This window comes from Agreia sp. Leaf244 (genome assembly GCF_001422695.1).
Classification (GTDB): Bacteria; Actinomycetota; Actinomycetes; order Actinomycetales; family Microbacteriaceae; genus Agreia.
Genome location: NZ_LMLX01000001.1, coordinates 703,916 through 719,150 on the forward strand (window position 1 = coordinate 703,916; position 15,235 = coordinate 719,150).

General features: G+C 67.6%; 14 protein-coding genes. 10 read left to right on the forward strand and 4 right to left on the reverse strand.

Annotation, left to right across the window (positions count from 1 at the left end; all coding sequences use genetic code 11):
* The first annotated feature begins 12 nt into the window (after positions 1-12).
* From rhaS to ASF06_RS03215, 5 genes are all read left to right on the forward strand, one after another.
* On the forward strand, positions 13-1,074 hold the full coding sequence (gene rhaS, locus ASF06_RS03195; protein ID WP_055925048.1) for a rhamnose ABC transporter substrate-binding protein: 1,062 nt from the start codon (positions 13-15) through the stop codon (positions 1,072-1,074).
* An 87-nt stretch (positions 1,075-1,161) separates the two neighbouring features.
* Positions 1,162-2,631, forward strand: coding sequence for an L-fucose/L-arabinose isomerase family protein (locus ASF06_RS03200; protein ID WP_055943206.1), 1,470 nt, complete (start codon positions 1,162-1,164; stop codon positions 2,629-2,631).
* A gap of 13 nt (positions 2,632-2,644) precedes the next feature.
* Positions 2,645-2,995 carry an L-rhamnose mutarotase gene (locus ASF06_RS03205; protein WP_055943209.1) on the forward strand — a complete coding sequence of 117 codons (351 nt, stop codon included), beginning with the start codon at positions 2,645-2,647 and terminating at the stop codon, positions 2,993-2,995.
* Positions 2,996-3,101: 106 nt separating this feature from the next.
* Positions 3,102-4,265 (forward strand): L-rhamnose isomerase, encoded by a 1,164-nt coding sequence (rhaI, locus tag ASF06_RS03210; RefSeq protein ID WP_055943211.1) that lies wholly within the window; start codon positions 3,102-3,104, stop codon positions 4,263-4,265.
* Positions 4,266-4,505: 240 nt separating this feature from the next.
* The gene (locus ASF06_RS03215; RefSeq protein WP_235500872.1) at positions 4,506-6,032 is read left to right on the forward strand and encodes a DHA2 family efflux MFS transporter permease subunit; all 1,527 of its coding nucleotides are present in this window, start codon (positions 4,506-4,508) and stop codon (positions 6,030-6,032) included.
* A 112-nt stretch (positions 6,033-6,144) separates the two neighbouring features.
* Here ASF06_RS03215 and ASF06_RS03220 read toward each other — a convergent pair whose 3' ends face one another.
* The 4 genes from ASF06_RS03220 to ASF06_RS03235 form a co-directional block, all read right to left on the reverse strand.
* The gene (locus ASF06_RS03220) at positions 6,145-6,777 is read right to left on the reverse strand and encodes a hypothetical protein (RefSeq protein ID WP_157439049.1); all 633 of its coding nucleotides are present in this window, start codon (positions 6,775-6,777) and stop codon (positions 6,145-6,147) included.
* A gap of 71 nt (positions 6,778-6,848) precedes the next feature.
* Entirely contained in the window at positions 6,849-7,556 is a 708-nt protein-coding gene (locus tag ASF06_RS03225; RefSeq protein ID WP_055943219.1) for a hypothetical protein, read from the reverse strand.
* Positions 7,540-8,307 (reverse strand): helix-turn-helix domain-containing protein, encoded by a 768-nt coding sequence (locus ASF06_RS03230; protein WP_235500902.1) that lies wholly within the window; start codon positions 8,305-8,307, stop codon positions 7,540-7,542. The genes ASF06_RS03225 and ASF06_RS03230 overlap by 17 nt, the downstream gene beginning before the upstream one ends.
* Positions 8,307-9,182 carry an AraC family transcriptional regulator gene (locus ASF06_RS03235; RefSeq protein WP_268750638.1) on the reverse strand — a complete coding sequence of 292 codons (876 nt, stop codon included), beginning with the start codon at positions 9,180-9,182 and terminating at the stop codon, positions 8,307-8,309. The genes ASF06_RS03230 and ASF06_RS03235 overlap by 1 nt, the downstream gene beginning before the upstream one ends.
* Positions 9,183-9,432: 250 nt before the next feature.
* On the opposite strand from ASF06_RS03235, the gene fumC reads away from it, so the two are divergent.
* From fumC to ASF06_RS03260, 5 genes are read left to right on the forward strand one after another with little or no spacing between them, the layout of a single operon-like run.
* Entirely contained in the window at positions 9,433-10,902 is a 1,470-nt protein-coding gene (gene fumC / locus ASF06_RS03240; RefSeq protein ID WP_055943227.1) for a class II fumarate hydratase, read from the forward strand.
* The gene (locus tag ASF06_RS03245) at positions 10,902-12,209 is read left to right on the forward strand and encodes a threonine/serine exporter family protein (protein ID WP_055943230.1); all 1,308 of its coding nucleotides are present in this window, start codon (positions 10,902-10,904) and stop codon (positions 12,207-12,209) included. The genes fumC and ASF06_RS03245 overlap by 1 nt, the downstream gene beginning before the upstream one ends.
* Entirely contained in the window at positions 12,206-12,961 is a 756-nt protein-coding gene (locus tag ASF06_RS03250; protein WP_055943233.1) for a DUF1275 family protein, read from the forward strand. Before ASF06_RS03245 ends, ASF06_RS03250 begins: the two co-directional genes overlap by 4 nt.
* A complete protein-coding gene (locus ASF06_RS03255; RefSeq protein WP_055943237.1) occupies positions 12,958-14,712 on the forward strand; it encodes an MFS transporter in 1,755 nt (584 codons plus the stop codon). The genes ASF06_RS03250 and ASF06_RS03255 overlap by 4 nt, the downstream gene beginning before the upstream one ends.
* Positions 14,702-15,220, forward strand: a complete 519-nt coding sequence (locus ASF06_RS03260) for a MaoC family dehydratase (RefSeq protein ID WP_055943241.1) — start codon at positions 14,702-14,704, stop codon at positions 15,218-15,220. Before ASF06_RS03255 ends, ASF06_RS03260 begins: the two co-directional genes overlap by 11 nt.
* Positions 15,221-15,235 lie beyond the last annotated feature (15 nt).

The window sequence follows — 15,235 nt, forward strand, 5'->3', positions numbered from 1 at the left end:
GAAGGAAGAACAATGGAGTTGTTTTCTCGTAAGACGCGCGGCGGTCGCCGCGCAGCAACCGTCGCCGCGGTCGCGGTCTCGGTCGCGCTGCTGGCAACCGGATGCGCCGCGGGCGGATCCACCGACGGCGGCACCGATTCGGCGGGTGGCGGTGGTGACAACACCATGGCGTTCCTGCCGAAGCAGCTGAACAACCCGTACACCGACGTGGTCCTCGGCGGTGGAGAGGACGGCGCGAAGGAGGCCGGCTTCACCTCGCAGGTCCTCGGCCCGCTGGAGGCGAGCGCGAGCGCTCAGATCCCCTTCATCGAGCAGGCCACGCAGGAGGGCTCGAAGGTCATCGTCATCGCCGCGAACGACCCGGATGCCGTCGGCCCGTCGCTGCAGACGGCTCGCGAGGCCGGCGCCAAGATCGTGGCGTTCGACTCCGACACCAACCCCGACTACCGCGACATCTTCATCAGCCAGGTCGTCGCCAAAGACGTCGCCCTGATCCAGCTCGAGATCATCTCGGAGCAGATCGGCGGAGCCGGCGACATCGCGATTCTCTCGGCGACGGCCACGGCCACGAACCAGAACGAATGGATCAAGTTCATGGAGGAGGAGCTCGCCTCCAACCCCGACTACAAGGACATCAAGCTCGTCGCGAAGGTCTACGGAGACGACGACGCCGACAAGTCCTTCCAGGAGACGCAGGGCCTGCTCTCGTCGTACCCCGACCTCAAGGGCATCATCTCGCCCACGACGGTCGGTATCGCGGCTGCGGCCAAGTACCTCTCGACCTCGGACTACAAGGGCAAGGTCGCGCTGACCGGGCTCGGACTGCCGAACGAGATGCGCGAGTTCGTCAAAGACGGCACCGTGAAGGAGTTCGCTCTCTGGGACCCGGCACAGCTCGGCTACGTCGCCGCGTTCGCCGGTAAGGCGCTCGTCGACGGAACCATCACCGGAGCCGAGGGCGACACCTTCGACGCCGGCGACCTGGGCGAGATCACGGTCGGCGAAGGCGGTGTCGCGATCGTCGGACCGCCCACCCGCTTCAACGCCGACAACATCGACGACTACGACTTCTAAGAAGTAGTCACCCCGCTCGTTCCCTGAGCTTGTCGAAGGGCCCCCTTCGACAGGCTCAGGGAACGCACCACTCGTGAAAGAAGAGACATGACCGACCGCAGCGCCGCCGTCGCAGATCTGCTTCCTCCGAAGAAGCACCGTCCGACCCGCATCGGCCTCGTCGCCGGTGGCCTCGCCGCCTACTGGCCCCAATTCCCCGAGCTCCTTCCGCAACTGCAGGAGTCGAGCCGCTACGTCACCGGCCGCTTCACCGAGCTCGACGCCGAGACGATCGACGTGGGCTTCGTCTCGGATGCGCAGGAGGCCGCGGTCGCGGCCGAGAAACTGCGGGTCGCCGATTGCGACCTCATCGTCATCTTCCTCACCACCTACCTCACCTCGTCGATGGTGCTTCCGATCGCCCAGCGCGCGAAGACCCCCGTGCTCGTGATCGACCTGCAGCCCACCGAGGCCATGGACCACGCCAACTTCGACACCGGCAAGTGGCTCGCCTACTGCGGCCAGTGCCCCGTGCCCGAAGTGGCCAATGTCTTCAAGCGCGCCGGCATCCCGTTCCGCAGCGTCTCGGGCCACCTGAAACAGGAGTCCGCCTGGGCCCGGATCACCCAGTGGGTGCACGCCGCCGCCGTTCGCGGCGTCCTGCGCAACGCCCGCCACGGCCTGATGGGCCACCTGTACCCCGGCATGCTCGACGTGTCGACCGACCTCACCCTTGTCTCGACCCAGTTCGGCTCGCACGTCGAGGTTCTCGAGTTCGACGACCTGAGGGTGCGGGTCGACGAGGTGACGGATGCGCAGGTCGCCGACCGCAAGGAACTCGCCCGGCGCCTGTTCACCATCGACGACTCCGTGAACGACGACGACTTCTCCTGGGGCGCCAAGGTCTCTGTCGGACTCGACCGCCTGGTCGAGGACTTCGACCTCGACTCTGCCGCGTACTATCACCGAGGACTGCAGGGAGAGCAGCACGAGCGCCTCGGCGCCGGCATGATCCTCGGCTCGTCCCTGCTGACGGCCCGGGGCATCCCGTTCGTGGGCGAATACGAGCTGCGCACCAGCCTCGCCATGCTCGCCGCACATACGATCGGCGCCGGCGGATCGTTCACCGAGATCCAGGCGCTCAACTTCTTCGACGATGTCGTCGAGATGGGCCACGACGGCCCCGCCCACCTGCAGGTCTCCGAGCGCGACCCGCTGCTGCGCGGCCTCGGCATCTATCACGGCAAGCGCGGCTACGGAGTCTCGGTCGAGTTCGACGTGAAGCAGGGCCCGGTCACCACCTTCGGCATCGGGCAGGATGCCGATGGCAGCTACTCCTTCATTACCAGCGAGGGCGTCGTGAAGCCCGGTCCGCTGCTCGAGATCGGCAATACGACGTCGCGCGTCGACTTCGGCGGTGATCCCGGCGAGTGGGTCGACGAGTGGTCGCAGACGGGAATCGGCCATCACTGGGCGCTCTGTGTCGGACACCGGGCCGCAGACATCCGGGCGGCCGCCAGCCTTCTCGGAATCGAACACCGACACGTCGACATGCGGGCCCTGCCCGCGTGGCGCTGAGAGGAACCCGACCATGACGACGCAACGCGTGTGCTTCCAGCTTCAAGTGAAGCCCGACCGAATCGAGGCGTACCGCGAGGCCCACGCGGCCGTGTGGCCCGACATGCTCGAAGCCCTGGATGCGACGGGGTGGCGCAATTACTCGATCTTCCTGCGACCCGACGGTCTCGTGATCGGGTATTTCGAGACCGACGATCTTCAGGCATCCCTGGACGGGATGGCCACCCGGGAGGTCAATGCGCGCTGGCAGGCGGCGATGGCCGACAACTTCGTCGACCTCGCCCTGCCTGCTGACCAGGCCTTCGACTACATCCCCGAGGTGTTCAACCTCGCCGATCAGCTGGCCGCCGCCCAGCGATTGTGAAACCTCGGACCACCAGCTAACCTAGACACAATTGAATCGATTCATTTCAGCACTGCGTGACATGGATCCGGCTCACACGACCACAGTAGAAACACGGAGAATTCCAATGGTGCAGTTCAACGACATCGCGTCGCAGCTCGAGGGGCAGTCCATCGAACTGCCTTCGTGGGCGTTCGGCAACTCGGGCACGCGATTCCGCGTCTTCGGAACCCCGGGCACCGCCCGCAACCCCGAAGAGAAGATCGCCGACGCCGCCCAGGTGAACAAGTACACCGGGCTCTCCCCGAAGGTGGCCATCCACATCCCGTGGGACAAGGTCGACGACTACGCAGCCCTCGGCGCGTACGCGAACGACCTCGGCGTCGAGCTCGGAACCGTCAACTCGAACACGTTCCAGGACGAGGACTACAAGTTCGGCTCACTGACCTCGTCGAACCCGGCCGTGCGCCAGAAGGCCATCGATCACCACTTCGAGTGCATCGACATCATGGATGCGACGGGCTCGAAAGACCTCAAGATCTGGCTCGCAGACGGCACGAACTACCCGGGGCAAGACGACATCCGCGGTCGCCAGGACCGGCTCGCCGAGTCGCTGCAGACAATCTACGACCGCATCGGCACCGAGCAGCGCCTGGTTCTCGAGTACAAGTTCTTCGAGCCGGCGTTCTATCACACCGACGTTCCCGACTGGGGAACCTCCTACGCCCAGGTCGCCGCGCTCGGCGAGCGCGCCCTGGTCTGCCTCGACACCGGCCACCACGCTCCGGGCACCAACATCGAGTTCATCGTCGCCCAGCTGCTGCGGCTCGGAAAGCTCGGCTCGTTCGACTTCAACTCGCGCTTCTACGCCGACGACGACCTGATCGTGGGCGCGGCCGACCCGTTCCAGCTCTTCCGCATCCTCTACGAGGTCATCCGCGGCGGCGGCTACGGACCGGACTCCGTCGTGGCCTTCATGCTCGACCAGTGCCACAACATCGAGGCCAAGATCGCCGGCCAGATGCGCTCGGTGCTGAACGTGCAGGAGATGACGGCCCGCGCGCTGCTCGTCGACCGCGCCGCCCTCACGGCAGCGCAGGAGTCCAACGATGTGCTCGGCGCCAATGCCGTGCTCATGGACGCCTTCTACACGGATGTCCGGGGCCCGCTGGCCGAGTGGCGCGAGTCTCGCGGTCTTCCAGCCGACCCGATCGCCGCGTTTACGGCATCCGGTTACCAGGAGAAGATCTCGGCCGAGCGCGTGGGTGCCCAGGCGAGCTGGGGCGCGTAGCGACCCGCTGATCCCGTCGTATCCGCGCCCGCTCGGCGCATCCGCCGCCCCTCGACCGGGCGCTGATGTACCGGGCGGGCGCGTTCGTCGTTCCCTGAGCTTGTCGAAGGGCACTCTTTCGAGTGTCGGGGGAATAGAGCAGAGTGGAGGCAGGTTCTCCCGATGAAGCGATTCCCGCGAGCCTCCGCTCCGCTCGCCTCCGCTACCTCTTCTCTTCCTTCCCTCAGCCTTGGAGTTCTCGTGACTGATCGCCTCGCACCACCCACAGACTCCGTACCGGCCGTGTCGCCGTCCACTCAGCACGACGCGCCCGCGTCCCCCTGGGCCGAAGATCCGGCGCTCGCCGGGCGCAACCGCCTCGTCATCTCGCTGCTTCTGGTGTCGGCGTTCGTCGTCATCCTGAACGAGACGATCATGAGCGTGGCGTTGCCCGTGCTCATGAAAGACCTCGACATCGCCGCCGAGGCCGCGCAGTGGCTGACCACCGCGTTCATGCTCACCATGGCCGTGGTCATTCCGATCACCGGGTTCCTGCTGCAGCGCTTCAACACACGGCCGGTGTTCCTCGCCGCGATGGCACTGTTCAGCGCGGGCACGTTCATCTCGGCCATGGCGCCGGGCTTCGAGGTCCTGCTCGCGGGCCGGGTCATCCAGGCCAGCGGAACGGCCATCATGATGCCCCTGCTCATGACCACGGTGCTCAACCTCGTTCCTCCGGCCACGCGCGGCCGCACCATGGGCAACATCTCGATCGTCATCTCTGTCGCCCCGGCCATCGGCCCCACCATCTCGGGCCTCATCCTCAGCGTGCTCGACTGGCGCTGGATGTTCTGGATCGTTCTGCCCATCGCCGTCGGTTCGCTTGTGCTCGGCTTCCTCAAGATCCCCAACGTGACCGAGCCGCGCAAGGCTCCCCTCGACGTGCTCTCGGTGATCCTCTCCGCCTTCGCGTTCGGCGGGCTCGTCTACGGTCTGAGCTCGCTCGGCGGCGAAAGCGCTGAGGGCGCGGTGCCCGGCTGGCTGCCGCTCGTCGTCGGCATCGTGGCACTGGCCGTGTTCATCCTGCGCCAGGTCTCGCTGGCCCGTCGCGAGAAGGCGCTGCTCGACCTTCGTGTGTTCCGCTCGGGCACCTTCTCTGTGGCCATCGCGATGCTGGCGATCAGCATGATGGCCCTCTTCGGAACCCTCATCATCCTGCCGATCTACACGCAGAGCGTCCTCGGTCTCAGCACCCTCTCCACGGGCCTCCTCCTGCTTCCCGGCGGACTGCTCATGGGCATCCTGGCGCCGTTCGTCGGCCGCATCTACGACCGTTTCGGGCCGCGCGTCCTGCTCATTCCGGGATCGATCATCGTGAGCGCCGCCTTCTGGGGCATGACCCTCTTCACCGCCACCACGGCGTGGGGCTGGGTGCTCGCCGCGCACATCACCATGAGCCTCGGCTTGGCGCTGCTGTTCACGCCCCTGTTCACGGCGGGGCTCGCGTCGCTCACCCCGAAGCTCTACTCGCACGGCAGCGCCGTGGTGGGAACAGTGCAGCAGCTCGCCGGAGCCGCCGGAACCGCCCTCTTCGTCTCGGTCATGTCAGCGCGGGCGATCGCCCTCTCGGGCGGCAACGCTCCGAGCGCGGTCGACACCGCCGGGGGCATCCACGCGGCCATCATGTACGGAGCGTTCATCTCGCTCGCGGCAATCGTGATCAGCTTCTTCGTGAGGGCCCCAGCTCAGTCAGACGCCCCACACGACGCGGTTCCCGCGGCCCACTAGCCACTTCGTACGCCGCGGCTGTTGCCCGCGACGACGGATGTTGCCGGTCACCCGGCAACACCCGTCGCGCTGGGCAACATTCGCCAGAGAACGAGCAGCACTCCGCTGGGCGTCAGAGCGGGCCGCGCATCGTTCGTGGATGCCTCGCGACGAAACGCCCGATCTCACGAACACGCTTCAGCGCGGCAGCCTCCTGCTGCTTCGAGAGCTCGGGCGCGCCGACCGGCCTGATCACGTAGCCGGTCCGAGCATCGATTTGGGGGACGTCGGGTGCTCGTCGACGCCACACCGTGTAGCCCGCTCTCTGTTCGGCCTTAACGCGTTTGCCGATGCGATAGTAGCTGGCGGCGAGTGTCGCAGCGCCTCCGAGCAGGGCTATCGGAACGACCCAGACGAGCGGGATGTCGTCATGTTGGAGAAGGACGGCACCCCCCAGAACCGCGACGGCGATGCACATCTGCACGGCAGCACCCCACGACTCCTTCACGATCTCAGCCGATGAATCTCCGCGAAGAAGCTCGACCCTGGCAGGAACCTCCGACGGCAGGATGCCCCAGGGTGGCACTGCGGACGGTTCTGTTTCGACAGGCTTCACGGCCTGGGCCCGTTCGACTTCGGCCCGCTCGACTTCGGCCCGCTCGACTTCGGGCTCCTGCGTCCGCTCCTCGGAATCTCCGCGCACCGCTCGCGCCACCGACTCGACGAGCGGTCGCACGGAACGGCCAAGTCGCTGTCGCCACGTCATGCCTCAATCATGCCGGTGGAAGCGGCGCCCTGCGCCATCCGTGCATCAGGCCTCGACACGACGCCGAGGCCTCAGAATGGGTTCGCGTCTTCGACAGCAGATCTCTCCGCGTAGAAACGGTCGATCTGATCGATGAACGCCTGCTGCTCACGGGGAGAGCTCACGCTGATCGCAGATCCGAACCCCGATCCCGGCTCACGCGCAACGAGCGGAAAACGCACTGGGGTTCCGTGAGCATCGACTGCCGTGACTTCGATGGCGTTCAGGCTCTCGCTTTCTCCGAACCATCCACGCTGCGGCGGCACGACGGTAGCGGCGAGGCCCGTTATCGACGGCCAGCCGACCCAAAGATCCAGGTGTTTCCTGTCACCGTACGAGTAGAAGTAGAGCCCGCCCCTGTTGACGACGATCCGGAACGGGTCGGCGAGTTCTTCGACAGCCTTGTCGAAGCCGAGTGCAGTCAGCCCGGCAAGGGTTTCGGCGCGGGCGCGCACATCGATCACGAACTCACTGGCTCGGTTCGGAACGGTGCCCCAAGCCGGAACAGAAGGCTCGGCAGGTCGTGACTCCGCTGCTGCAGCTTCTGGGCTGCTCCAGATCCGGTTCCTCGATTTCGGCTCACGCATGGTCGGGTCGGCCGCGCTCTCATTGTCCTGCCCCCTCACCAGACGAGCGATGCTCGAGAGGATGCGGGTCAGTTGAGCAACGCGAAGGATCCGCACGGTGATCACGATCCACTCCGGGTTGACTGCGGCAATGACTTCACGCGCGGACAGCACTCTGTGGGAGGTCGCGGGCCAGCTCGGGGCGCACCCCGTAGCGCCGCTCGAAGGCCCGAGCGAAGTGGTCGCGGCCACGGAAGCCCCACTTCGCGCCCAGCGCCGACACGTCGAGAGGGCACTCGCCGGGCGAGCTGTGGAGGTCGAGCCACGCCCGTTCCAGTCTCAGCACCCGGATCGACTCCGCAACGGACGCGGGCGACGAGCGGAACGCATCCTGCAGGGTGCGAAGCGGCACGGAGAGCTGCTGCGCGATCGACGCGCTCGACAGACCAGGGTCCTCGAGTCGAGAGTGAATGAGCTGCATCGCCAGCACCGCCAGCCTCTGCCGTGCTGTCACGTCGTAGTCCTCCGAGACCGCGCGCTCGGCTGCGATCGCCGACAGCAGCCCCCGCGCCATGATCGCGAGACGGCAGCACTCCTCCTGCCCACCTCCGTCGCTCGGAGCATCCCGTGCTCCGAGCCGGATCAGCAGCGGGGCGAGCGCGGCCCCGAGCCCCCTGGTCGCGTCGATCGCACCGCCGCCCTGAAGCACGTCGGTCTCCGCAGGCGTCAGCCAGAGGAGTTCCACCCGAGAGACAGTCGACTCGGCAGACCCCGACGCCGACTCCGAACCCGACACCGACCCAGGCACGCGCAGCGCGACCCGGGCGCCGCGCACGTGGATCGACGCCCGGCCTCCGTTTCGAGAACCCTCGACATCCGGTTCGATGGCGACCTCGACGGTCTCGGCGACCAGACCGCCCTGCATCACGGGAGCAGCCCCGGGCCGTCGCCGAGCCGCCTGCGGCGCCACTGGGCGGGCGTCACACCCTCGGAATTCTTGAACACGCGGATGAAGTGGGTGACGTCGAGGTAGCCCACGGTCTCGGCCACGGACCGCACGGTCTGCGACGTCGTCTCCAGCAGGGTGCGTGCCGCCTCGAGACGCGAACGACGGATGGCCTGGCCGAGCGTGTCGGGCTCGTCCTCGAAGGCAGCATGCAGGGTGCGCACCGACACGTGCATGCGCGCCGCGATGACGACGGCCGACAGGGTGGGGTCGTGAACATGAGCGGCGACGAACGACCGCACGGCAGAGGCCAGGGCGATCCGGTTGCCGTCGATGGTCGACATTCGGTCCGTGTGCTCTGCGGCCACGAGGCGCACGGCGTCGACCAGCGTTCGAGACAGGGCTCGCCGGCTGTTGCCGCCGAGACCGTCGTAGTTCGCATCGGCCGCCTTCAGCAGTGCGGCGAGCACGCCGCCGTTGGCGGAGCGGCGCGACACGGCGCCGGCCGAGATCGTCTGTAGTTCGCCGTTCGTCACCCCGAGCGCGCGTGCGGGGATCTGCACGATCGTCGTTCGGAACTCGTCGGGGTAGACGAAGGAGAACGGCCGCGACGCGTCGTAGACCACGAGCTCGCCCGCCCGCACCTCCGTCTGCTGATCCGCCTGATCGAGGATCAGCCGGCCAGAGTGCACGAGCTGCACCTGGGCGCTCTCGATCTGACCGGCGGGCACCTCATCGAGGTGCGCCGTGACCGCCTGAGGAACGGAAGCGATGCGCGACATCGCGAGCCCCTCGAACGAGCGCCGCGACATGCGCCGGTATGCGGGTGCCTCACGCAGTGTCTTCGCCGACATCTGCACCAGCACACAGGAGTCGTTCGATGGCAGAAGCACCGCGTGACCCCCTGGAATTCTGGATTGACCGTTCTTCAATAATGCGTCATCTGTCGAGGCGATGCTTCTTCGTTTGTCGAGGAATCGGCTTTTCACGCATGACTCGACGCCTCAGGCGCAGGCCACGGCAGCACATCCGAGGGCCGGAGCACAGTGAGATCACCGGCTCACAGCCGTGCATGTCAGCTGTTCAGCGAAAGGAATGCCACTCATGACCATCACGACACAACCGGATGCCGCGGCGCCCGCTTACACCGACGTCCCAATCGGCCTCGACGCGACGGGTCAGCGCACCGAGTTCGACAGCATGGGCACCGTCGATGTGCCGGCCGACCGTTACTGGGGCGCCCAGACGCAGCGGTCGCTGCAGCACTTCTCGATCGGTCACGACCACATGCCGATCGAGGTCTACCGCGCCTACGGTGTCGTGAAGAAGGCCGCAGCCCTCGTGAACGAAGAGGCCGGCCGGCTGCCGTCATGGAAGGCGAAGGCCATCGCGCAGGCCGCCGACGAGACCATCGACGGCAAGCTCGACGCCGAGTTCCCCCTCTTCGTCTGGCAGACCGGTTCGGGCACCCAGAGCAACATGAACATCAACGAGGTGCTCTCCAACCGCGCCATCCAGCTGCTCGGCGGCACCCTCGGCTCCCAGGAACCGGTCGGCCCGAACGACGACGTGAACATGGGCCAGTCGAGCAACGACTCGTTCCCCACCGCGATGCACATCGCCGCGATCACCGAGATCGACGGTCGCCTCCTGCCAAGGCTGCGCGAGCTGCACGCCGAGATCGACGCGAAGTCGAAGCGGTGGATGGACGTCGTGAAGATCGGGCGCACCCACCTCGAAGACGCCGTGCCTCTGACGGTCGGCCAGGAGTGGTCGGGCTACGCGGCGCAGCTCGAGGAATGCATCCGCGAGATCGAGCACAGTCGCGAAGGCCTGCTGCGACTCGCCCTGGGCGGCACCGCCGTGGGCACCGGACTCAACGCCCCGGCAGGGTTCTCCGAGAACGTCGCCGCGAAGATCGCCGAACTCACCGGCAAGAAGTTCGTCACGGCACCGAACAAGTTCGAAGCCCAGGGGTCACTGGATGCCATGGTGCGCGCTCATGCCGCCCTCCGCGGGGTCGCCGTGTCGCTGATGAAGATCGCCAACGACATGCGCTGGCTCGCATCCGGCCCGCGAACCGGCTTCGCCGAACTCGTGCTGCCCTCGAACGAGCCGGGCTCATCCATCATGCCCGGCAAGGTGAACCCGACCCAGTGCGAGGCGATCGTGATGATCTCCATCCAGGTGATCGGTGACGACGCCGCCGTCGCCTTCGCCGGGTCGCAGGGCAACTTCGAGCTCAACGCGATGCGCCCGATCATCATCAACAACTTCCTGCACTCCGCGCGCATCCTGGGCGACGGTGTCGAGAAGTTCCTCACCTACTCGGTGAAGGGCACCGAGCTCAACGAGAAGAAGATCGCCTCCTACGTGGGTGAGAGCCTGATGCTCGTCACCGCTCTCAGCCCCGTGATCGGCTACCAGAACTCCGCCCACATCGCCGAGAACGCCCTCGCCAACGACCAGACCCTCCGCGAGGCCGCCCTGGCCTCCGGCAAGGTCACCGCCGAGCAATTCGACAAGATCGTCATCCCCGCAGCCCTGACCGGCTCGGGCGTCGGAGGCGCCTGATGACCGCGCGGCGCGGGGCGGAGTCCTCCTCCGCGCCGCGCCCCTCGACGGAGGCGGCGCCGGCCGGGGCCGAGGCCGCCGAGCGCGAACAGTTCCTGGTGGATGCGATCGCCACCCTCCACGGCAACGGTGCGGGTTCCGAGAGATCGATCGAGCGGGCTGCGCAGATCGAAGAGGCCCTGGGCCTGGATGGGCGCCTCGAGCTCGGCTGGAACTCCTCGACGGTCGACATTCGGGGATTCGCGGCCACTCCGTCGGCCGTCGCCATGAACCGCGTCCTCGCCGTCGACAGGGCCATCGATGAGCTGTCGTCTCGAACGGCGACGCTCGCGGATGCCCGGAAAGCAGTAGCCCAGGCCGCCGCGCTGAAGCCGGCGAACATCTTCCTGTTCGCCGCGGCCTGCGCCGTGGGGGCCAGCTGCCTGGCGATCATCTTCGGGATCCACCACGCCGAGACCGTGCTTCTCATCGCCGCGAGCGCGGTGGCGGGCGCATTCCTGCGTCGCGGAATCGGCGCTGTCGGGGGCTCCAACTTCTGGCAGGTGGGCGTAGCGGCGCTGCTCGCCGGTCTGCTGGGTGCGATCGCGACCAACAGCGATATCAGTTCGTCGCTCCGCCTCGCGGCCGTCTGCCCCTGCATGATCCTGGTTCCGGGGCCGCACCTGCTGAACGGATCCCTCGATCTCGCCGCCCTGCGCATCCCACTGGGCCTCGCACGGCTCGCGTTCGCAACGCTCACGTTGCTGTCGATCGGAGCCGGTCTGCTAGCCGGTCTCACCCTCGGTGGAGCACAGCTGATCGTCGATCCGGCGGGTCGCGACATTCCGCTCTGGCTCGACGCCGGCTCGGCCGGAATCGTCGCCATCTGCTACGGCATCTTCTACTCCGCTCCCTTGCGCATTCTGGTCTGGCCGTTCGTCGTCGGCGCCGCCGTGCACGCGCTGCGCTGGGTCGCCCTCGAGGTCTGGCACCTCGAGCCGTATGTCGGCGCGGGCCTCGCCTGCCTCGCCGCGGCCGCGATCCTGATTCCGGTCTCGCGTCGCTTCCAGCTTCCGTTCTCGGCGATCGGCTTCGCCAGCGTCGTCTCCCTTATGCCGGGTGTGCTGATCTTCCGAGCCCTCGCTGGGCTGGCGGAGTTGCAGACGGCCACGGGGGCGACCGCCGAGCAGCTTCTCGTCTCGACGATCAACGACGCCAACACCGCGTGGCTCACCATCTTCGCGATGGCGGTCGGATTCATCCTGCCGGCCGGGATCTACAACTGGCTCCGGCGCCACTCCTCCAGCACGTCAGGGTCGCCGCGATGACGGGCAGACCCGCATCTCCCGCGCTCACCGTGGCACTGCCCGCCGCGCTCAGCCTGCTCGCCGGGGTCACCGATGTGACGAGCTGGCTCCTGCTCGGCGGATTCTTCTCGGCCCACGTCACCGGCAACCTCGTGGTGATAGCGGCCGATGTCGTCAGCGGCCGCGCACCAGGTATCGCGGCGCTGCTCGCCATCCCGGTCTTCGTGGTGACCGCGGCCACGGCCACGGTGGTCTCGCGCCGCCTGGTTCTGCGCGGGGCATCGGCGCGCACTGTCACGACGACTCTGCTCGGCGCGCAGGCGGCGCTACTCGTGTCGGCTGCCGCGCTCTCGTTCGTCACTCGGGCCTCCCAGGACCCGACCCGACCGCTCGCCGTCGTCATCGGCCTCTGCGCGGTGTGCGCCATGGCCACTCAGAACGCCTTCCTCCATCTGGTTCCGCCGAAGGCGGCCTCGACCGCAGTGATGACCGGAAACCTCGTAGCCGGCACCATCGCCCTCGTCGATCTGGCGGTCAGCCGCGGTGCGTCCGACTCCGCCCGCGCGCGCTGGCTCGACGCGTGGCCGCTGCTCGCGGGCTTCGTCGGCGGATGCCTGATAGGCGCAGCAGGTGCCGTCGCGTTCAGCGACCGCGCGGCCCTGACCCCAGCGTTACTATCCTGCATTCTCTTCACGGTCGTAGTCTCGACGCATTCGACCTCGGACAGCCGGATACGCACAACAGACCGGCTGTCGAAAGAAGGGCTGTCATGACCTCTCCGCTCGACACCGGTCAGACGACGGCGAAGGCTCCGAGAGCCCTCGCCCCGCTGGCCGTCGCCATCTTCCGGTGGCTCTGGATCGCCGATGTCGTGAGCAACATCGGCGGCTGGATGCAGACGGTCGGCGCGCAGTGGTTTCTGGTGGAGGAGCACGCGTCGCCCGCGATCATCGCGCTCGTCTCGACCGCATCGGCCGCGCCCGTGCTGCTGTTCGGCATCCCCGCGGGCGTTCTCGGCGAGTTCGCGAACAAGCGGCACCTGCTGATCGGGGTGCAGTCGGCCCAGGCGCTCGTGGCGGCCGGGCTGGCCGTGCTCACCGCCGCCGGAGCGATGACGCCGGCCCTGCTGCTGGCCTTCACCTTCGCGCTCGGGGTCGCGTCGGCCATCCAGCTGCCGGCGTATCAGGCGTTCGTTCCGGGGGTCGTTCCGAGGCCCCTGGTCGGCGAGGCCGCCTCGCTCTCCTCGATCGGCGTCAATGTGGCCCGAGCCATCGGACCGGCCATCGCCGGCGTCGTGATCGGATCGTGGGGCATCCCGTTCGTCTTCGCCCTGAACGCCCTCAGCTTCGCGGGGCTGCTGATCGTGCTGATCACGTTCAAGGGCTACACGCCGCCTCAGGGAGACCGCGAACCCTTCATGTCGGCGACCCGCGCGGGCCTGCGCTACGTTCTACACGCCGGGGTCGTTCGGCGCATCTACTTTCAGCTGCTCATCTTCATCATTCCGGCCAACGCACTCTGGGCCCTGCTCCCCGTTCTCGCGAGCGGCCGGCTCGGTCTCGACTCCAACGGATACGGCGTGCTTCTCGCCGCCCTCGGCATCGGGTCGATCGCGGGCGCGTTCGTCATTCCGAAGGCGCGGGCGACCCTCGGCACCTCCCGCCTGGTCGTCGTCACGAGCGCGGCCTACGGCATCGGCATCGCGGCGACCGCCCTGTCGCAGACGCTCTGGATCACCCTGCCGGTGCTCGTTCTCGTCGGGCTGTCGTGGATCGGCGTGATCGCCACCTTGAACGGCACGGTGCAGGCGTTCCTGCCCGGATGGGTGCGCACACGCGGACTCTCCGTCTACCAGCTGGTGCTGTTCGGGGGCACGGCGTTCGGAGCCGCGATCATCGGAGCTCTCGGCGGCATCTTCGGCACGGCCGAGACGATGGTCGGCGCGGGCGTGGTCGTGGTGCTCGGCGCGGTGCTCCTGCTCGCGAGGCCCTTCCTCTCCACCGCAGACAAGAGCCGCGCCTCGTCCGCGATGCCCCTCACCGACGTTCCGCCTATCGCGACGCCGCTGCCGGGCGACGACGACGCCGGCCCCGATTCGGCCGCGACGGCGGGCTCGGGCTCGGGCACGGTCCCGGATGCGGCGCCGCCGGCCGCGCACCCGCTCGACCCGGCCGGCTCGACGTTGGTCATCGTGCGCTACGAGATCGCCGACAGTGATCGTGCCGCCTTCCTCGACGCCATGCGCGCCGTCGAGCAGAGCCGGCGTCGCACGGGCGCCCGCACCTGGCACGTCTACGACGACCGCGAGCATCCGGGATTCCTGATCGAGGCGTTCCAGGTCGGCACCTGGCAGGAGCACCTCAGCCAGCACCACACGCGCACGACCGGCTACGACGCCGAGATCGTGGAGTCCGCGCGCAGGCTTGCGGCCTCCCCTCCCACGGTCGAGCACCTCGTCTCGGTCGCCGTGCCTCGTCACCTCCCGAAGACCCCCACGAAAGAAGGAACAGATCATGCCCGCTGACGCCTCCACCACTCATGCCTCCACCACTGACGACTTCGACCCGCTCGACTTCGCCATCGTCGCGCCCCGAACGTTCGAAGAGCTGATCGTCGGGGAGGTGTTCCGTGCGCCCAGCCGAACGCTGACCGACGCGCACGCATCCGCGTTTCAGGCCGTATCGGCCGACAATCACCCGGTGCACTACGACGCCGTCTGGGCAAAGGCGCACGGTCACAGCGCGCCGGTCGTGCACGGCCTGCAGGTGCTCGCCTTCACGGCTCCCGGCGCCACTCTCTTTCCGCACGTGATCGGAGAGGTGTTCATTGCCTTCACCGGCCTGAGTGCGAAGTTCCTCGGCGAGGTGCACGCCGGCGACACCCTCTACTCCGAGCTGCGCATCACCTCGCTTGTCCCCGACGGCCCGAACGGCATCGTCACCGCCTCGGCCACTGTGCACAACCAGCGCTCCGAGATCGTGCTCGCGGGCGAGCACACCTACCTGCTGCGCCGCACGCCGGCCAGCGCCTGACCCTCACCTCCGCGC